Origin of the sequence: Micromonospora sp. NPDC048169 (genome assembly GCF_040652815.1) — a bacterium.
Lineage (GTDB): Bacteria > Actinomycetota > Actinomycetes > Mycobacteriales > Micromonosporaceae > Micromonospora.
On sequence record NZ_JBEZMS010000052.1, the window covers coordinates 1 to 18,430 of the forward strand.

The window sequence follows — 18,430 nt, forward strand, 5'->3', positions numbered from 1 at the left end:
ACCCGCTGCCTCAAGCGCTACATCGCCCGACAGCTCTACCGCACCATCACCAACCACCACCGAACCACTTGACAACCCCCACTCACAGATCGACGAGAGTGTGGAACGGCCCGCCCGGCGCGTGCGCCGGGCGGGCCGTTCCTGTCGGGTGCGGGGTCAGCAGCGGGTGGGGGAGAGGGTGAAGTCCTCCACCGTGGGCGTGCTGCTGTTGATCTTCGTCTGGCGCGTCTGGGGCTTCCAGCCGTCCTTGGCGACGATCAACGTCAACGGGTTGTTGCGCCGGTCCATCCAGTAGGCGTACCGGCCCTGCGCGTCGGTGGTGAAGGTGTACGAGCTCGCCCAGGAGTCGACCTGCACCGTCACGCCCGCCAGCGGTGCGGTGGCGCCCTGGCAGCTCTTGCCGGAGACCGTGCCGGACAGCTTGCCCCAGGTGGTCGGCGGCTGCGCGATCATGGTCACCGCCACCGGCTCCACCGTGTACGGGGTGTCCTCCTTGATCGCCACCGACGCCGAGTACGTGCCCGGCTGGTCGACGTTCGCCGTCATCGTGACGGTGACGGTGACCTTCTCACCGGGCGCCAGCGTGACCTTCGACTTGTCGACGGTCAGCCAGCTCACGTCGGCGGCGGCCTCCGAGCACTCGGAGAAGCCGGGCAGGACCTCGCTGTCCTTGGTGGCTGTGAAGCTGCCCGACGAGCCGCCGATCTTGTAGAACCCGCACGCCGCGCCGCCCCGGTAGCGGGCGGTGTTGGCGTTGGGCAGGTTCGCCCACGAGTTGGTCGCCGGGTCGAACGCGAAGCCGGCGTTGGTGATGGCGCCGCCCTGCGACCCGCCGACGACCAGGAGCTTGCCGTTCGCCACCGCGTACGAGGAGGCCCAGCTGTCGGCCGGCGCGTCCGGGATGGCGGTCCAGGCGTTCGCGGACGGGTCGAAGGCGTACCCGACCTTCTGCGACGTGGTGCCGTCGTTGCCGCCGGTGCAGTAGACGGTGCCGTCGATCCCGCCGCAGGACAGGAACGCCACCGACTTCGGGTACGCGGGCAGCGTCTCCCAGCTGTCCGCGCCGGGGTCGTAGCGGACCACCGAGTTGGACATCGGCGTGCAGCTGGCAGTGGTGCAGCCGCCGATCGCGTACAGCTTGCCACCCGCGACCGCCTGGCCGGCCGCCGAGCGCGGCGCCGGGTTGTCGGCCTTGCGGCTCCAGGTGTTCGCCGCCGGGTCGTACGAGAAGGTTCCGGCGTCCGGACCGGCGGCGCCCCAGCCGCCGGTGGCGATGATCTTGCCGTCGACCACGCCGACCGTCATGGCGTTACGCGCGCCGGGCAGGTCGGCGATCCCGGTCCACGCCTGGGCGATCGGGTCGTACCGGTAGTTCTTGGCGCTCGACGCGGTGCCGTCGCCACCGGCGATGGAGTAGACCTTGCCGTCGACGCTGACGACCCGGTTGTCCATCACGTTCGACGGGTAGCCCGGGATGGCGGTCCACGGGTCCGCCTGCGGGGCCGCCGCCGCGATCACGGTGGACGACTTGCCGGACGAGCGGGCGGCGAACGACGTCGCGGCGGTCAGCCGCTGGACCGGCGCGCCGGTCGAGCCGAGCAGCGCCTGCTGGGACAACTGGGAACCGTCGGCCCGTTGCAGCACGAACCCGCCGTCACGCTCGCTGAACTCGGCGGTCACCGGCGCCCCGCCGGTGTTCGTCACGGTGAAGGTCTTGCTGACCTTCCCGCTCGGCATCCGGACCGTGCCGGTGATCGAGGTCGGCTTCACCGACAGCCGGCCGGCGGCGAGCTGGAAGTTGGCCGCCGTGGCCCAGTCCTCCTCGACCGCCACCTGCTTGGTCTGGCTCACGTAGTTGCCGGCGCTGGCGGTGAACGGGTGCGTCCCGGTCAGCGACGAGAACATCCAGTAGAAGCCGTCGGGCAGCTCGGTGTCGTCCGGCGTGGCCACCGTGGTGGCCTTCTCCGCCGGGCGGTCCTTGCTGGTCACCGTGGCGCCGTTGACGTAGCTGTTGTCGTTCTTGTCCCGGACGTGGCCGAGGACCAGGCCGCCCTTGACCGGCTTGCAGACGAGCTTGCTGCCGATGAGGACGTTGTCGACCTGCCACCACCATTCCCAGCTGGCCTCGTAGTAGTGGAAGCGCACCCGCACCTGCGACTGGCCGGCCGCCTGCGGGATCGGCACCTCGGTCACCCGGGGCCCGCGCACGTCGGCGGCCTGCCGCAGCACGTTGCTCCACGTGGTGCCGCCGTCCAGGCTCAGGTCGACGTCCGCGCGGTCGCTGTTGAGCCAGTTGTAGTCCTGGTTGAACCGGATCACCGGCGTGGTCACGCCGGTCAGGTCGACCACCGGGCTGACCAGCGACGTGTCCTGCCGCCCGCCGCTGCCGTAGTTGTCGCTGTCGATGATGGCGAAGTTGCCGCTGCCGCCGGTCAGGTTGCCGCGCTCACCGGCGTCGGTGAACTCCCAGACCTGGCCGGTGCCGGCGTTGTCCACCACGGTCCAGCCGTCCGGGGTGCCGGTGCCGTCGAACGTCTCGTACTCGCCGTCGGAGCTGACCGTGTAGCCGGGGGCGGTGGTGCACGCCTCCGGGTTCGCCTGCACCGCGATGTTCGCGGTCACGTTGGCGGACCCGACGGTGACCTCCTTGGTGGTGGTCAGATAGCCGGCGTACTGCGGCTCGACAGTGAGCCGGTACGTCGCCCCGGCCGGCAGCGACAGGCTGAAGCGGCCGGTCGTCGGCGTGGTGTAGTCGGAGATCGGCGTGCCCTCGACGCTGACCTTCGCGTACAGCGGCCAGCCGTGCCCGGAACCGTCGGTGACCTGCCCGCTGACCGTGACGCTCGGTACCGCGCTGAGCGCCACGTCGAGCGTGGTGGTCGTGTTCGCGGTGATCGTCGCCGGCAGCGTGCGGGTCGCGTACCCGAAGGCCGAGACGGCCACCTGGTAGTCGCCGGCCGGCAGGAGCGAGGAGTACGTCCCGTCCGCGCCGGTGATGAGCGTGCGGTCCGCCGCGCCGGTCAGGGTGACGCTCGCGCCGGCGATGGCCGCGCCGGTGGCGGCGTCGGTGACCTTGCCGGCCAGCGTGCCGTTGTCGCCGATCGGGGCGGCCGCGAGCAGCGCGAGCGCGTCCAGGCGACCCTCACCGTAGACGTTGTTGTCGTCGGTGGTGCCGCCGCACTGGGCGTCGCCCTTGTCGATGGCCGCGTCGTCGAGCAGCGCGCGGGTCGCCGTGACGTCGCCGACCAGCGTGGGCGCCGCTGACCAGAGCAGCGCGATCGCGCCGGCCAGGTGCGGCGCCGCCATCGAGGTGCCGCTGATGCTGGCGTACGAGTTGGTCGGCACGCTGGAGCGCACGTTCACGCCCGGCGCCGAGATGTTCGGCTTGATCTCGCCGTTCTGCCCGGTGCCCCGGGACGAGAAACTGGCGATGTTGTTGTTGACGTCGTACGCGCCGGCCGAGTAGTTGCTCGCCAGGCTGCCCGGCGAGCCGCTGGTCTGGCAGGACGGGCCGTTGTTGCCGTTGGACCAGACGCCGAAGATGCCGGACGCGGCCCAGGCGTTCGTGACGTCCTCCATGAACGGCTCGTTCGACGGCGTCCTGGTGCCCCACGAGTTGTTGATGATGTTCGGCCGCTTGCTGGCGTCCGGGTTCTGCCCGTTGAGGTCGGTGGGCTCCAGCATCCACTGGCCGGAGGAGACCAGCGCGTCGTCGGACGGGCAGCACCCGTTCGCGGCGATCCACTTGACCTCGGGGGCGACACCGATCTGGTTGGCCCCGTCGGCGCCGGCCATGGTGCCCATGGTGTGCGTGCCGTGGCCGTCGGAGTCGCACGGCGCGGTGGCGCACTCTCCTGCGGCGTCGAACCAGTTGTAGTCGTGGTCGAAGGTGCCGTCACCGTTGTTGCCGCGGTAGGCGTTCACCAGCGCCGGGTGGTCGAACTGGACGCCGCTGTCGATGCTGGCCACGGTGATGCCGGCGCCCTTGACGCCGTACTGGGACCAGACGTCGTCGGCGTTGATGTTGGCGATGCCCCACTCCAGGGCGTTCGCCGACTTCTCGTCGGTGCCCGGGGTGGTCTCCGGCAGCTTGTACTCCACCGGCGCGTACAGGCCGTCCACCTCGGAGTGGGCGGCGAAGTTCTGTGCCATGGTCAGCGAGCCGCCGGTGACCTTGATGGCGTTCGTCGCCCAGAAGGTCTGGTACTTCGTACCCGAGCGGTCCAGCTCGGCGCGGATCTTCGACTGGCTGTCGGCTGCGGTCTTCTTCAGCGCCGCCGCGACGGCGGCCCCGCGCTCGTTCCAGTCCTTGATCGCGGCGGCCTTGCCCAGGTCCGCCTTGGCGCCGAAGTGGATCCAGAAGTCGCCCTCGCTCTTGCCCTGGAGCTGACGGGTGAGTTCGGGACGGATCTTGTCGCCGGCCGACGCGCCGGCGCCGGTGCCGGCCTGGGCCCCCGTGCCGGTAGCGGCCAGCGCGGTGGCGGCGAGCACCAGGGCGGCGCCCGCGCTCACCAGCCGCCGGGCCGGGCCCCATCTGTGTGGACGTCTCAGCATCGGTGCTGCCTCCTACTCCGATGACCCGCTGATGATCGAGCCATGGCAGAAGGGCCAGGAGACGGACTCTCCCGACTGGTCGCACCGGTGTTGCAAGAACCCCCCAGGCCCCCTAGGCGCCGTGCGGGTCTGCGCCGGACGCCTGAGTGGACACTATGATCGACAGTAAGGAACGATCAATGACCGTACGTGAGCAACATGTCACCAACAGGTCCCCGCGTCGGGCGGCTTGTTGACAGTTTCTGTCACGGTGGGGCGCGGTGACGACTGACGGCACGAACACGGCTGACTCCGGCACCGACCCGCCGGAGCGGCCCTTCTCGCTCGTCATCGGCGTGACGTCGTCGCCGGCCGAGCGGCTGCGGCTGACCGAGCTGCTGGACGGCGTCGCGCCTCTTCTGATGGTCACCGATCTGGACGAGCTACGCGAGTTGATCATGACGGATGCGCCGGCCCCGGCCGACGTGCCGGCTCGGGCCGTACCCCCGGACGAGCCCGCGCCGGACGGCGCGCTGGTGATCGACGCCGCCCTCTCGACCGCCAGGTGGGGTGACCGCGAGACCGCCCTGACCCGGCTGGAGCGTGACCTGCTGACCTGCCTCACCGCCGAGCCGGTACGGGTGTGGAGCTACGCCGAGCTGCACCGGGCGGTCTGGCGCGACGCGCCGACGCACGGCCGCGCCGACGTGCAGTCCCTGGTGAAGCGGTTGCGCCGTAAGCTCGACGGGCTGGGCACCGGCGTCACCATCGCGGCGGTACGCGGCGTCGGCCTGCGGCTGACCGACCACCGCCAACCCCGGGTACGGGGCGACTGACCGTCCGTCCACGGGGCGCTCTGAGCCCGCCGCAACGGTGATGTCGCGGACCCGACGGCGCGCACGGCCGGACGGTGACAGCCGGTGACCCGATCGGTGGAGGCCCCCCGCCGGTGTGGCCGGAATTGATGGCGACCGGTCGATTACCGGTGCGGCGTGTATCGCGAGAAGTCTTTGCCTCCTACGGTGACGTCCGGCACGCGGACGGAGGGGACCCGGGAATCACCCGGGAGGGCCGTCCCGGCGGACAGGGAGAGTTGACTCGATGCGAGTTTGGCTTCGCGCGGTGGCGGTGGTCGCCGCCGGCGCGGTCGTGGTGGCGGGAGTACCGGCGCTGGCCGGCACCGTCGTCGTGCGGGACGCCGGCGTGGCCGGACACGCCGGCGCCCAGGCGACGGGCAGCAGCGCCGCGCTCGGCGCCGCGCGTACGACCGCGACCCGTGCGCTGGTCACCCCCGGGGACACCCGGCTGATGCCGACCACGCCCCGCACCGACACGCCGCGGATCACCAACGGCGAGATCACCGACATCGAGGTGATCGGCAACCGCGTCTTCATCGCCGGCACGTTCACCTCGATCGCTAACGTCGGCGGTTCCGCGATCACGCAGCGGTCGCTGGCGTCGTACAACCTGGACACCGGCAAGGTGGACACCGGGTTCAAGCCGGTCATCGACGGCGCGGTCGCCGCCGTGGAGGCATCGCCGGACGGCTCGTCGCTCTACATCGCCGGCTCCTTCAACACGATCAACGGCGTGACCAAGCGCAAGATCGCCCGGCTGAACCCGACCACCGGCGCGCCGGTCGCCGCGTTCACCGCCACCGCCAACGCGCGGGCCACCGCGCTCGCGGTCAGCGGCAACGCGGTCTACGTCGGCGGCCAGTTCGCCACCGTCAACGGGGTCAGCCGCAGCGGCCTGGCCGCGCTCAACCCCACCACCGGCGCCGTCGACACCGGCTTCAACCTGCCGCTCACCGGCGGCATCGGCGTCGGCGGCATGCTCACCGTGCAGCAGCTCAAGCTCACCCACGACCGCGGCAAGCTGCTCGTCGTGCACACCGGCCGCCAGATCGCCGGCCAGGACCGCTACGGCGTGGCGCTCATCGGTACGGCCAGCAAGGCGCTGCTGCCGTGGCGTACCCGGCTGTGGGAGGACAACCTCTCCTTCGTCGGCGGCATCCAGCGCGTCTTCGCCGGTGACATCGCGCCGGACGACTCGTACTTCGTGGTCACCAGCGGCTCCGGCGGCGACCGTCCGCCGATCAACGACACCGCCATCGCGTACCCGCTGACCGGAAACGACAACGTCGAACCGCTCTGGATCTCCCGGCACTTCGACAGCATCTACTCGGTGGCGATCACCGACACCGCCGTCTACGTCGGCGGCCACTTCAGCTGGCAGGAGTCGCCCACCTCGAACGTGCCGTGGCCCGGCCTGGACAACGTCGGCTACGGCACCGGCCAGGGGCTCAGCGGCTACGGTCTCGGCGACCAGGTGGTGCGCCGCGACCACATCGGCGCGCTGGACCCGCTCACCGGCACCGCGCTGGAGTGGAACCCCGGCTCCAACTCGTACGAGGGCGAGAAGGCGATGCTCGCCACCTCGCGCGGCCTGCTCGTCGGCGGCGACGGCAACGTCAAGGGCGGCAAGACCACCGGCCGGGTGGCCTTCTTCGACCTCTCCAAGGAGCCCAAGCCGGCGGCGCTGGACACCACGGTCACCACGCCGATCGAGGGCGCGGTGAAGCCGGCCGGCGAGTCGTTCACCATCAGCGGCCAGGCGCTCGCCCCGGCCGGCGTGGCCCGCGTCCAGCTGGAGATCCAGGACCGCACCAGCGGCAAGTACCTCCAGGCCGACCTGACCACCTGGGGCGCGTTCAAGGCGATCAACACGACTGTCGCCGCGCCGAACGCCACCTCCACCACGTGGAGCCTGCCGGTGACGCTGCCCGCCGGGGTCTACCAGTTGCAGGCCAAGACGTTCGACCGCAACGGCGCCGGCGACACCACGAAGGCGGTCAAGAAGATCGAGGCGTTCCGCTTCGACGACCTGCCCCCGACGACCCGGATCAGCTCGCCTTCGGCCGGCCTGGTCGCCACGCAGACGTTCGTGGCCTCCGGCACCGCCACCGACGACAAGGGCGTCAACTCGCTGATCTACTCGTTCCGCACCCCGGACAACAGGTACCTCCAGGACGACGGCACCGTCGCCGCCGTCTACAACACCTTCCGCGGCGAGCCGGACGTGATCGGCGCGAAGTCCGCCACCTGGCAGTACGAGGTCACGCTGCCGACCGAGGGCCAGTGGAAGATGACCGCCACCGCCGTCGACACGAGCGGGCAGAGCGACCTGCGCGGTGACACCCGCGACTGGACCGTCTCGGCCACCGGCGTACCGCCGACAGTGGCGATCACCTCGCCTGTGGCGATGACCCCGCCGGGCAACCCGGCGCCGTTCACCGTCGCGCCCGGCGGCACCGTCACGTTCGCCGGCACGGCGCGCGACGACGACGCCCTGAAGTCGGTCGAGATCTACCTGCGCAACAACACCACCCGTGAGGCGCTCGCCAGCGACGGCACGTGGGGCGCCGACTCGGTCGCCGGCTACCACCGGATCTCGCCGACCAACCTCGACGCCGCGACGTTCGACTGGTCGTTCACCACGGTGCCGCTCACCCCCGGTGTCTACGACTTCCGGGTACGGGCGACGGACAAGCTCGGCCTCACCACGTCCAGCACCAACATGGGCCGGCTCACCGTCACCGCGCAGGTGCCCGGCGACGCCTTCCCGAACGGGCTGCTCAGCTTCACCGGCACCAACCAGGACATCGACCAGCTGCACCTGGACCTGGCCGGCACGGCGACCGACGACAAGGGCGTCCGGGCGGTCCGGATCGCGCTGCGCGACCTGGACACCGGCCGGTACGTGCAGCCCAACGGCACCATGGCCGCCGCGTTCGCCACAGTCGACGCCACGCTCGCCTCGCCGGGCGCGACCAGCACGCCGTTCACGCTCTCGATCGACCTGCCCACGCGGGGCACGTACAGCGTGGAGGCGTGGGCCGTGGACACCGCCGGCCAGCAGGACAACTCGACAAGCGGCGCGACCGCTCGCTACCTGGTCTACCCGGGTGACACCGACCCGACGCTGGAGCCGAGCATCACGCCGGTCGAGGGTCAGGCGTACACCGGCGGCCGGATCGTGATCACCGGCCGGGCGGTGGACGACGGCGGGATGCAGAAGGTCGAGGTGCAGATCGGCAACAGCGCCGGTCAGGGCATGAACTCGGCCGGCACGTTCGGCCGCGCGGGCGCGCCGACCAGCTGGCCGTGGATCGCCACGTTCCTCACCAGCCCGGGATCGCCGGGGTCCAACTTCGCGTACACGTCGCCGGTGATCCCGGCCGGCACGTACACGGTGACGATCCGAGGCATGGACAACAGGGGGCAGTACCAGCAGCCGCCCCGTACCGTCACGGTGACCGTCACCGACTGACCGGACGGCCTCGCGGGCCGGTCCGCGCCGGGACTCCCGGCGCGGACCGGCCCGTGCCCGTCTCAGGGACGGATCAGGCACATCCCGGCGGCGGCCGGCCGGTCCATGGTGGCCAGCGCATCCGGCGCCTCGGCCAGGTCGATGACGCGGGTGACCAGCTCGGCCGGGCGCAGCCCCCCGGCGGTGACCAGGCGCAACATCTCCGGGTACGCGTGCGCCGGCATGCCGTGGCTGCCCCGCAGCTCCAGCTCGTACGCGATCACCAGGTCCATCGGCAGCGCGGGCCGGCCCTGCGCGGCGGGCAGCAGCCCGACCTGCACGTACCGGCCGCGCCGGCGCAGCCCTTCGATCGACGCGACGCAGGTGGCGTGACTGCCCAGCGCGTCCAGCGAGAGATGGGCGCCCCCGCCGGTGGCCTCCCGGATCGCGGCGGCCACCTCGCCCGGGCCCTCGAACGCGCTCGCGTCCAGGCAGACCGCGGCACCGCTGCGGTGGGCCAGCTCCAGCGCGGCGGGTGATACGTCCACCGCCACCACCCGCGCCCCGCTCGCCGCCGCGACCATGACGGCGGACAGGCCGACGCCGCCGCAGCCGTGCACCGCCACCCACTCGCCCGCCGCGACCCGGCCCTGCGCGACGACGGCCCGGAACGCGGTGGCGAACCGGCAGCCGAGCGCGGCGGCGGCCGCCTCGTCCAGCTCGTCCGGCAGCCGGACCAGGTTGACGTCGGCGTGCCGCACCGCGACCAGCTCGGCGAACGAGCCCCATCCGGTGAAGCCCGGCTGGGTCTGCCGCTCGCAGACCTGCTGGTCGCCGGCCAGGCACGAGGGGCACCGCCCGCACGCGCAGACGAACGGCGCGGTCACCCGGTCGCCGGGCCGCCAGCCGCGTACGTGCGCGCCTGTGGCCACGACGACGCCGGCGAACTCGTGCCCCGGCACGTGTGGCACGCGGATGTCCGGGTCGTGGCCCTGCCAGCCGTGCCAGTCGCTGCGGCACAGGCCGGTCGCGCCGACCCGGACGACCACCCCGTCCGGCGCAGGCACCGGATCGTCCACCTCCCGGACCTCCGGCCGCACCCCGAACCGCTCGAACACCACAGCGCGCATACCCCCGATCCTCACACCCGCCCCCTCCCGCCCTCCGCACCCCTCCCGCCCCTCGCCCTCGCCCTCGCCCCGGCTCCCGGTCCCCTGCTCTCGGCGATCTTGCACTGGCTGCCCCGCCGATGTCGTGAATGTCCTGTCTGCCCGGGCAGAAAGCGCAAGATCGCCGGAGCGGGGCCGGTCCCCGCCTGTCGCGTCTCCCATCACCTGGGAACCCTGATCCGTATCCCGGGAGCGCCGTAGATCTTGGTACGAAAAGGCCCCCATAGGGGCCAATTCGTACCAAGATCTACCGGTCGCTCGGTCGCCGGTGCGGGATGGGTCTCATGCTGGTGATCAAGGAGTTTGTGTCCTCGTCAGGGCGGTGTCAGCCGCAAACTCCTTGATCACCGGGGGAGACAGGGGAGGGAGGGGAGGGAGGGGGAGTGGGGCTATAGGCGGCGGCCCTGGGATGTGTGGGCGGTGATGCCGTCCAGGGGGGTGCCGGGGGTGAGGGTCGTCGGGTCGAACCAGAAGATCACCACCTGGGGGTCCTCGCTCCACCGGACCAGCTTCGCCTCGACCTGGTGGCCGTCGACCGTCCCGACGATGCGCGCCGCCGGGCCGACGAAGTAGCCGAACGTCGGCACCGGCGCGTCGGCGGGCACCCGCTGCTGGTCGTACCCGATCTCGTGGAACCCCGGCCGGCGGTCGCTGCCGGACACGTCGTTGACCAGGAAGTCGGAGGTCAGGCGACCGTCCGGGGTGCGCCGGCCGGCGACCAGGCCGATCGTCACGCCGGGCACTCGCGGCAACTCGACCGGGACCATGAAGAACACGCGCTCGTCGGCGCCGTACCGGATGCCGCTGCCGACGACGGTCCCGAGCGGTCGCGGTGGGGCCTCGGTCGGTGCCGGCACGGCGGCCGGCGTGGGCGGGGGAGTGCCGGCGGACGCGGTGGCGACCGGCTCCCCGGCCGGGGCGTGCGGCGGGCCGGGTCGCGGCGCCACGACGTCGACGCCGACGGCCACCGCGATCACCGCCACCGTCGCCGCGACCCCGGCGCCGATCCGGCGGCGTCGGCGCAGCCGGCGTCCCCGGCGCATGATGTCCGTGATGTCCAGGCCGTCGGCCCGCTCGGTGGCCCGCATCGCGCGGCGCAGCTCGTCCATCTCGGTCACCGGCACGTCTCCTGCGGTCGCGGCGCGGACAGACCGGCGGTACGCAGCTTCTCCAGCGCCCGGGACGCGGTGCTCTTGACGGTGCCGACCGACACGTCGAGTTCGTTTGCCACCTGGGCCTCCGGCAGGTCGAAGTAGTGACGTAGGACGACGACGGCGCGTTCGCGCGCGGTGAGCGTGGCGAGCGCGGTGACCAGCCACCGCCGGGTCGCCACCTCCTCGGCCAGGTCACCGCCGCGCCGCTCCGGCAGGTCGTCGCTCGGATATTCGCGGATCGGCCGTCGCCAGCTGTCGATGAGGTGGTTCACCAGCACCGACCGGGCGTATCCGTACGGGTCGCCGTTGCGGATCCGGGACCAGGACGCGTACGTGCGCACCAGCGCGGTCTGCGCGGCGTCCTCGGCGTGGTGGTGGTTGCCGGTCATGAGGAAGGCGGCGTGCGTCAGCCGCGCGGACGACGCCCGCGCGAACTCGACGAACTCCGCGTCACCCCGGGCCATGCCGGCCTTCTGCGCCTCTCACCCCGGTAGTGACGGGCGGGACGGGCAAAAGGTTGAGTCCCCGCCGGACCAACTTCGGCGACTGGTCACCCGTCCTCATCCCTGCGCCCGAGACCAGGCGCCGAGGGGAGACGAGATGACCAGGACCGTGGACCGGACGCGCGGCGGCGCCGCCGTGATCGTGCTGGCGGTGTCGCTGGCCGGCTGCGCGCCGGCGGCGGCCGACCAGCCCGCCGCCGCGCCGCCCGGACCGCCCGCCGCCACACCGGCCGTGACGACGCCGGCGGCGGCACCCGTCCGCCCCCGGCCGGCACCGATCGGCTATCCCGCCCACGGCGGCGGCGGTTGGCGGTTCGCCGCCGCCGAGCCGGCGACCTCCGGGGGTACGGGCCGGCTGCTGCGCTACCGGGTGGCGGTGGAACGGGACGTGACCGGTCTGTCGGCGGCCGAGTTCGCTTCGCAGGTCACCGCCATTCTCACCGGATCGGGTGGCTGGACCACCGACGGACAGCTCACCCTGCGCCGGGTCGGCGCACGCGGGCCCGCCGACTTCACCGTCCACCTCGCCACCCCGGGTACGCGCGACGACCTGTGCGGGGACGGGCCGGACGGGTACACGTCCTGCCGTAACGGGAGCCGGGTGGTGGTGAACGTGGCCCGCTGGGTGCGTGGCGCACCCGCCTACGGCAGCGACCTCGCCGCGTACCGGCGGTACGTGGTCAACCACGAGGTCGGTCACCGCCTGGGCCACGGGCACGAACGCTGCCCGGGGCGGGGCCGTCCGGCGCCGGTGATGCAGCAGCAGACGCTCGGCCTGCACGGGTGCACCCCGAACCCGCTGCCGTTCCTGCGTGGCGAGCGGTACGCGGGACCGTCCGGCGCGTACGCCGACCGGGTGCCCCCGCCCGAGGGCGGCCGGCCGGGCTGACCGGCGGGCGCCCCGCGCATCGCCCGGCCAGGGGGCCGGGCAGCGGCCGGGCGATGCGGGGTGGTCCCATTCGGGGCTCAAAACAGCGTGGCCGGGCCGACCGGCTCCGGTTCCGGCAGCGGCGCGAGGCCGGGCACCCGCGCGCGGACCTGGTCGTGGAAGCGGCGGGCCAGCTCGGGGGCGTCCGCGTTGTCCGGCGTGTGCACGAACACGGTCGGTGAGCGGCCCTCGCGCAGCCAGCCGGTGACCACGTCCAGCCACGGTTGCCAGCCCTCGACGGTCTGGGCCGGGTCGTCGCGGCCCAGGTAGCGCACGATCGGCCGGTCGGTCAGCGCCCGGGTACGCAGCGGGAGGCGCGGTTTGCGCGTCCACGCCTCCCGTTCCGCGTCGCTCGTCGGCGGCGTGCGGAAGAACGCCGTGGTGTCGAACGGGATCCACTCGGCGCCGGCCCGGTGCAGCGTCGCCTCCAGCGCGCGTACCGCACCGGGCTCGGTGAAGAAGGCGCTGTGGCGGACCTCGACGGCGTACCTGTGGGTGGTGGGCAGTGTGCGCAGGAACCGGTCGAGGTCGGGCACGTCGCCGGGGCCGAACGAGCCGGGCAACTGGATCCAGAGCGTGTCCGCCCGGGGGCCCAGCGGCTCGATCGCGTGCAGGAACGCCCGCAGTTCCACCTCGCCGCCGGTGAGCCGGCGCTCGTGGGTGACCACCTTCGGCAGCTTCGGCAGGAAACGGAAGCCCGGGTCGGTCTGCTCGGCCCAGGACGCCACCGTCTCCCGGGCCGGGGTCGCGTAGAACGTGGTGTTGCCCTCCACCGCGTCGCACCACCCGGCGTACGCGCGCAGCCGCTCGTGCGCGGGCAGCGGGTGCGGCAGGAAACGGCCGGACCAGGACCTGTGTGTCCACATGGCGCAGCCGACGTGCAGGCGCGCCCCGGTCACCGGTAGGGCCAGTTCGTCGATCCGCCGCGCAGCCGCGCCTCCCGGTTCCACTTGCGGGTGAGGTACAGCGCGAGGCAGCCGAGACCGGCGAACACCGGCGCGAGCAGCATGAGCAGCAGTCCGGTACCGAGCCGGAAACCGTCACTCTTGATGCCCTTGGCGGTGGTCAGCGCGAACGTCTCCGCACCGTCACCGGTGCAGCTCACGAAGTCGGTGTCCATCCAGGTGACCCCGCCGGTGACCAGCACCGGCGTGAACCGGCGCGGGTCACCGCGGTCGCGCATCACCGCCGCGGTCCCCTCGGGCCGGGCCCCGGTCAGCTCCCTGCTCCGCTGCTCGCCGGTGGAGTAGACCCGGCTCTTCGTGGTGCACCGGACGGTGGCCGGGTCCACTGTGGCCGGGGTGGCGAGGATCAGGATGTTGCCGGGACGTACGCCGGTGTCACTGACCTTGATCTCCGCGCCGGGAGCGAACTCGGCGTCGGCGGAGAAGGCCGACGCGGCCGCGAACGGGCCCGTCTGGGTCAGCAGCGCGAGGCCGAGGAACCCGGCCAGCAGGAATCCGCCCGCGCCGACGAAGATCCACATGGCGACCACGGCGCGGAAGCGCTGCACGAGCGGGTTCACTGGACGCGGTCCATGTCGCAGGCGCCGTCGACGACCTGCCCGGGGTCGGAGGAGTACGCGCTGTACTTGGCGTCCGGCACGGACAGCTGCACGCAGAGCGCCGACGCGTCGTTGTTCGTGACGAACGTGACGACGCCGACGCCGTCGTAGTCCCCGATCGGCAGATCGCTCACGCCCCGGGGGAACCGCCCGGTGTCCTGCTTGATCGACACGGCGTCGCTCATCGCGTCCCGGAGGTAGGTCTCGGGATCGGTGCCGGCGTCCCCGCCGCAGGAGGCGACCGAGAGCGCCAGTGTCGCCAGCGCCGCCACCGGGCCGGTCCTTCTCCGTCGCATCCGTCCTCCTCGCGCGCCTCACGTCGGCGGGCCCGGCTACCGTGGGCCCGCCCGCTTGCCGCGCCCACGGTAGCCGGGCCGGTCAGACGCCTCGGATCGGGTCGAGGTCACCAGTTGCGCCGGACCGGCCCGGCGCGGGGTCACGGGCGTTCCACCCGCACCGGGTCGCCGCGCACGAGGTCGTCGTGGACCCGCCAGCGGGCGTCGGCGCCGGCCCGGCGGGCCGCCTCGTCGGCGGCGGCGATCCGCTGCCGCAGCAGCTCGACGGCGATGCGCCGGTTGAGGTGCAGGTGCCGTTCGGTGTCCACCACCACGGTCCGGCCCGACGGGCGGTGCGTGGCCCGTACGGCGGTGCTCGCCTTGTTGCGGTGCTGACCGCCGGGCCCGCCGGTGCGGCACGGCACGAACTCGACGTCGGCCTCGTGAAACGGCGTGACCACCACGTCGGTCCGGCAGGACTGCGCGGTGACGTACCAGTTCTTGCGGCCGTGACCCGTCCGGTACGGGCTGGGCGCCTGCCAGCAGAGCGTGCCGGTCCACCCGGCCGCGAACGCCTCCGCCCCGGCGCCGGTGATCAACAGGAGCACCGACCGGTAGGTGCCCGTCCGGTCGCCGGGCACCGTCTCGACCCGCTCGCTACGCAGGCCCCGCCGGGCCGCCTCGCCCTCCAGGCGGGACAGCAGCCGGGCCAGCGCCCACGCGCACTCGGCGGGCCCGCGCCCGGCGGACAGCAGCAGCGCGGTCACCGGCGGCCCTTCCGGCGCTCGTCGCGGCGGCCCACGTCCGGCGTCTTGTAGGTGACAAGCGGAACCGTCGTGGTGACGGGCGTGGCGAGGTCGTGCGCCACCAGGTCGCCGATCACCTGCTCGATGCGCTTGTAGGCGGTGGGCGCCTCCTCGAACAGCAACTGCCGGTCGCCGCACACCACTACCGAGCCCACAGGCGTACGCCGCAGTTCCTCGACGGTGTGCTTGACCCGGCCCCGGCGCAGCGCGTCGGCGCGGGACATCTTGCGCCCGGCGCCGTGCGCCACCGAGTAGCCGGCGTCCGCCCCGGCGTGCGCGGCCACCAGGTAGGAGGGCGTGCCCCGGGTGCCGGCGATCAGCACGTCCCGGCCGTCGCCCGGGGCCGCGCCTTTGCGGTGCAGGTAGCGCCCGTCGCGGATCTCGACGAGGTTGTGGCACTGGTCGACGACCGGCTCGGTGGGTTCCGCGCCGAGGGCGTACGCCACCCGCGCGGCCAGCAGCCGCCGGTTGAGCGAACCCCACCGCACCGCGGCGTCGTGCCGGGCCAGGTAGGCGTCCGGGTCGGGCGCGGGACCGGCGCCGTGCGCCTCGGTGTGCTCGCGCAGGATCCGCTCGCCCAGCCCGCGTGACCCGGAGTGGACCACGAGCACCAGGTCACCGGCCTCCAGCCCGAGCCGCGCGGCGTGCTCCGCCGCGAGGATCGGCCCGACGCGGGCCAGCTCGACGAAGTGGTTGCCGCGCCCGACAGTGCCGAGCCCGTCGAGGTGACCAGCCGGCACGTCATCGTCCAGCACCGACCAGGCCGGGTCGTCGGCGTCCCGGTCCGGGTCGAGTGCCCGGTCCAGGTCGGGGAACCGGGCCGCGAGCCGTTCCGGCACGGCCCGGCGCAGCGCGATCGGGAACACCGCGATGCCGCACCCGATGTCGGAGCCGACCAGGAACGGGTAGAGCACAGTCGAGGACATCGCGGCGCCGATCGGCGCGCCCTTGCCGGGGTGCAGGTCGGGCATGGCGGCGACATGCGCCATGCCGTCCAGGGCGGCGACCTGACGGCACTGGTCGAGCGCGGCGGACTCGATCCAGCTGCCGGGGGAGGAGAAGACGGAGACGGTGGCGGGCACGACGGCCCGCCCGGAGGGGTACGCGGACACAGACGCTCGTTTCTGCGGAAAGAGAAGCGGGAACGGCAGGCGGCGAGGAGGGGCCTGCGGGCTGGGTGCGATCCGTCAGAACGTCATGCCGATCACCTTCTCGGACGCGGCGCGGGCCGGCAACCGACTTTCGACCCGCCGAGCGCCCGCGTCGACATCACCCCACCTGATCCATAGACTCCGGTCGTTCTGGTACCACGAGTCCAGGGAGGACCACCGTGTCGAGCGAAACCCGAACGCACGCTGCCTTACCCCTGCTGGCCCGCCTCGCCGGGGTGAGCGTTGCCGCCGCGACGATCGTCGCCGCCGCAGGTGTCGCCGCGACCGCCGCGCCGCCGGCCGATCCCGCGCCCACGAAGGGGCCGTGCGCGTACACGCCCACGCCGGACGAGCCGGCCGCCCGTCCGGTGCCGCTGCCGCCGGACCCGCGCCGGACGCCGGACCGGGGCACCGTGCGGGTCACGCTGCGCACCAACCAGGGGCCGATCGGGCTGACGCTGGACCGCGAACAGGCGCCGTGCACCGTGCAGAGCTTCCTGCACCTGGTCCGCAAGCGCTTCTACGACCGGACGCCCTGCCACCGGCTCACCGCGTACCCGACGCTGACAGTGCTCCAGTGCGGCGACCCGTCCGGCACCGGCGAGGGCGGCCCGGGCTACCGGTACCGCGACGAGCTGCCCACCGACCTGCCGCCCGCGCCGACCGACCCGACGGGCGTACGCCGCCTGTACGCGCGGGGCACCCTCGCCATGGCCAACGCCGGCCCGGACACCAACGGCAGCCAGTTCTTCCTGGTCCAGGCCGACTCGGCGCTGCGCCCCAACTACACCGTGTTCGGCCAGGTCGACGCGGCCGGGCTGGCCACGCTGGACCGGATCTCGGCCGGCGGCATCGCGCCCACGCCGGAGGACCCGGCTCCGGTCGACGGCGCCCCGGCGGTGCCGGTGGAGATCTGCCGCGCCAAGCAGGGGCGCTGACGCGACGGCCCGGCGGGACGGCCGTCCGGGCCCCCCGCCGGGCCCGCGCCGTCGCCGGTAACCTGCGGCGATGACGCATGAGCGGGAGATCACCGAGCCGGTCGACCTGTGCCGCCCGGACGGGCGGCTGAACCCGGACGCGGTCGGCTGGAGCCGCCGGCCGCTGCACCGGGCGAACCTGCGCGGCTGGGGCCGGGCCAAGCGGTGGGAGCACTGGGGCGTGGTCACCCCGACGCACATCCTCGGCCTGGTCGCGTCGTCGCTTGACTATGCCGGGGTGCAGAGCCTCTATCTGCTCGACCGGGCCACCGGGCGGGAGACCACTGCGGAGGCGGTGGTGCCGCTGGCCCGGGGCACCGCGTTGCCGCCGGTCAGCGGCGCCGGACCGGTCCGGGCCCGGGGCGGGAAGCTCACCATCGCCGTCGACCAGGGCCCGGACGGCAGTACGCTGCGGGCCACCGCGCCCGGCGTCGAGGTGGACCTGACAGTGCCGCTGCCGGCGGGACACGAGTCACTGGGCGTGGTGGTGCCGTGGAGCAGCCGGCGCTTCCAGTACACGGTCAAGGACATCGGCCGGCCGGTGCACGGCACGATCACCGTGGACGGCACCGCGTACCCGGTGGGGGAGGGGTCGTACGCGGCGCTCGACCACGGCCGGGGCAAGTGGCGGTACGCGGTGCGGTGGAACTGGGCGGCAGGCAGCGGCCCGGGCCGGGCGATCCAGCTCGGCGGGAAGTGGACCGACGGCACCGGCTCGACCGAGAACGCGGTCTTCGTGGACGGGCGGCTGCACAAGATCGGCGCGGACCTGACCTGGGCGTACGACAGGGCCGACTGGCTGCGGCCGTGGCGGATCGCCGGCGACCGGGTCGACGTCACGTTCCACCCGTTCCACGAGCGGGTGGCGCGTACCAATCTGCTCGTGCTGGCCGGGGAGACGCACCAGTGTTTCGGGCACTTCACCGGCTGGGCGGCGACCGACGACGGCGAGCGCGTGGACCTCGACGGCCTGGTCGGCTGGGCCGAGGAGGCCCGCAACCGCTGGTGACGTCACCCGGGGCGGACAGCGAGGTGGGGCGGTCCCGTCCGGGACCGCCC

14 protein-coding genes are annotated in these 18,430 nt (G+C 73.1%); 5 read left to right on the forward strand and 9 right to left on the reverse strand.

Annotation, left to right across the window (positions count from 1 at the left end):
• Nucleotides 1–156 precede the first annotated feature (156 nt).
• Nucleotides 157–4,554 carry a S8 family serine peptidase gene (locus tag AB0D28_RS27445; protein WP_357390408.1) on the reverse strand — a complete coding sequence of 1,466 codons (4,398 nt, stop codon included), beginning with the start codon at nt 4,552–4,554 and terminating at the stop codon, nt 157–159.
• A 260-nt stretch (nt 4,555–4,814) separates the two neighbouring features.
• Here AB0D28_RS27445 and AB0D28_RS27450 point away from each other — a divergent pair, with 260 nt between their 5' ends.
• Nucleotides 4,815–5,369 (forward strand): winged helix-turn-helix domain-containing protein, encoded by a 555-nt coding sequence (locus AB0D28_RS27450; RefSeq protein ID WP_357390410.1) that lies wholly within the window; start codon nt 4,815–4,817, stop codon nt 5,367–5,369.
• Nucleotides 5,370–5,634: 265 nt separating this feature from the next.
• Nucleotides 5,635–8,865, forward strand: a complete 3,231-nt coding sequence (locus tag AB0D28_RS27455; RefSeq protein WP_357390412.1) for an Ig-like domain-containing protein — start codon at nt 5,635–5,637, stop codon at nt 8,863–8,865.
• 62 nt (nt 8,866–8,927) lie between these two features.
• Here AB0D28_RS27455 and AB0D28_RS27460 read toward each other — a convergent pair whose 3' ends face one another.
• The 3 genes from AB0D28_RS27460 to AB0D28_RS27470 all read right to left on the reverse strand — a co-directional run bounded on the left by AB0D28_RS27460 (nt 8,928) and on the right by AB0D28_RS27470 (nt 11,631).
• A complete protein-coding gene (locus AB0D28_RS27460; protein ID WP_357390414.1) occupies nt 8,928–9,974 on the reverse strand; it encodes a zinc-dependent alcohol dehydrogenase family protein in 1,047 nt (348 codons plus the stop codon).
• A gap of 428 nt (nt 9,975–10,402) precedes the next feature.
• Complete coding sequence (locus AB0D28_RS27465) at nt 10,403–11,122, reverse strand: hypothetical protein (protein ID WP_357390457.1); 720 nt, start codon at nt 11,120–11,122, stop codon at nt 10,403–10,405.
• A 5-nt stretch (nt 11,123–11,127) separates the two neighbouring features.
• Nucleotides 11,128–11,631: a SigE family RNA polymerase sigma factor gene (locus AB0D28_RS27470; protein ID WP_357390416.1), complete on the reverse strand. Its 504-nt coding sequence runs from the start codon at nt 11,629–11,631 to the stop codon at nt 11,128–11,130.
• Nucleotides 11,632–11,767: 136 nt separating this feature from the next.
• Between AB0D28_RS27470 and AB0D28_RS27475 the strand changes: the two genes are divergently transcribed.
• Nucleotides 11,768–12,559: a DUF3152 domain-containing protein gene (locus AB0D28_RS27475; RefSeq protein ID WP_357390418.1), complete on the forward strand. Its 792-nt coding sequence runs from the start codon at nt 11,768–11,770 to the stop codon at nt 12,557–12,559.
• A gap of 77 nt (nt 12,560–12,636) precedes the next feature.
• Here the strand turns inward: AB0D28_RS27475 and AB0D28_RS27480 are convergent, their stop codons facing one another.
• The 5 genes from AB0D28_RS27480 to AB0D28_RS27500 form a co-directional block, all read right to left on the reverse strand.
• Nucleotides 12,637–13,464, reverse strand: coding sequence for a DUF72 domain-containing protein (locus AB0D28_RS27480; RefSeq protein ID WP_357390459.1), 828 nt, complete (start codon nt 13,462–13,464; stop codon nt 12,637–12,639).
• Between the two features lie 29 nt (nt 13,465–13,493).
• On the reverse strand, nt 13,494–14,123 hold the full coding sequence (locus AB0D28_RS27485) for a hypothetical protein (protein WP_357390420.1): 630 nt from the start codon (nt 14,121–14,123) through the stop codon (nt 13,494–13,496).
• Complete coding sequence (locus AB0D28_RS27490; protein ID WP_357390422.1) at nt 14,120–14,458, reverse strand: hypothetical protein; 339 nt, start codon at nt 14,456–14,458, stop codon at nt 14,120–14,122. The genes AB0D28_RS27485 and AB0D28_RS27490 overlap by 4 nt, the downstream gene beginning before the upstream one ends.
• A 140-nt stretch (nt 14,459–14,598) precedes the next feature.
• Complete coding sequence (prfH, locus tag AB0D28_RS27495; RefSeq protein WP_357390424.1) at nt 14,599–15,204, reverse strand: peptide chain release factor H; 606 nt, start codon at nt 15,202–15,204, stop codon at nt 14,599–14,601.
• On the reverse strand, nt 15,201–16,355 hold the full coding sequence (locus AB0D28_RS27500) for an RNA ligase RtcB family protein (RefSeq protein ID WP_357390426.1): 1,155 nt from the start codon (nt 16,353–16,355) through the stop codon (nt 15,201–15,203). Before AB0D28_RS27500 ends, prfH begins: the two co-directional genes overlap by 4 nt.
• Before the next feature lie 218 nt (nt 16,356–16,573).
• Between AB0D28_RS27500 and AB0D28_RS27505 the strand changes: the two genes are divergently transcribed.
• Both AB0D28_RS27505 and AB0D28_RS27510 read left to right on the forward strand, forming a co-directional pair.
• Nucleotides 16,574–17,332, forward strand: coding sequence for a peptidylprolyl isomerase (locus AB0D28_RS27505; RefSeq protein ID WP_194800849.1), 759 nt, complete (start codon nt 16,574–16,576; stop codon nt 17,330–17,332).
• Between the two features lie 70 nt (nt 17,333–17,402).
• Complete coding sequence (locus AB0D28_RS27510) at nt 17,403–18,380, forward strand: DUF2804 domain-containing protein (protein ID WP_357390429.1); 978 nt, start codon at nt 17,403–17,405, stop codon at nt 18,378–18,380.
• Nucleotides 18,381–18,430: the final 50 nt, after the last annotated feature.

Bases quoted from the DNA above. Each gene is read 5' to 3' on its own strand.
- AB0D28_RS27465 (WP_357390457.1), bottom strand. From the start codon at position 11,122: ATGGACGAGCTGCGCCGCGCGATGCGGGCCACCGAGCGGGCCGACGGC.
- AB0D28_RS27490 (WP_357390422.1), bottom strand. From the start codon at position 14,458: ATGCGACGGAGAAGGACCGGCCCGGTGGCGGCGCTGGCGACACTGGCG.
- AB0D28_RS27510 (WP_357390429.1), top strand. From the start codon at position 17,403: ATGACGCATGAGCGGGAGATCACCGAGCCGGTCGACCTGTGCCGCCCG.
- AB0D28_RS27480 (WP_357390459.1), bottom strand. From the start codon at position 13,464: ATGTGGACACACAGGTCCTGGTCCGGCCGTTTCCTGCCGCACCCGCTG.
- AB0D28_RS27470 (WP_357390416.1), bottom strand. From the start codon at position 11,631: ATGGCCCGGGGTGACGCGGAGTTCGTCGAGTTCGCGCGGGCGTCGTCC.
- AB0D28_RS27455 (WP_357390412.1), top strand. From the start codon at position 5,635: ATGCGAGTTTGGCTTCGCGCGGTGGCGGTGGTCGCCGCCGGCGCGGTC.
- AB0D28_RS27445 (WP_357390408.1), bottom strand. From the start codon at position 4,554: ATGCTGAGACGTCCACACAGATGGGGCCCGGCCCGGCGGCTGGTGAGC.
- AB0D28_RS27460 (WP_357390414.1), bottom strand. From the start codon at position 9,974: ATGCGCGCTGTGGTGTTCGAGCGGTTCGGGGTGCGGCCGGAGGTCCGG.
- AB0D28_RS27475 (WP_357390418.1), top strand. From the start codon at position 11,768: ATGACCAGGACCGTGGACCGGACGCGCGGCGGCGCCGCCGTGATCGTG.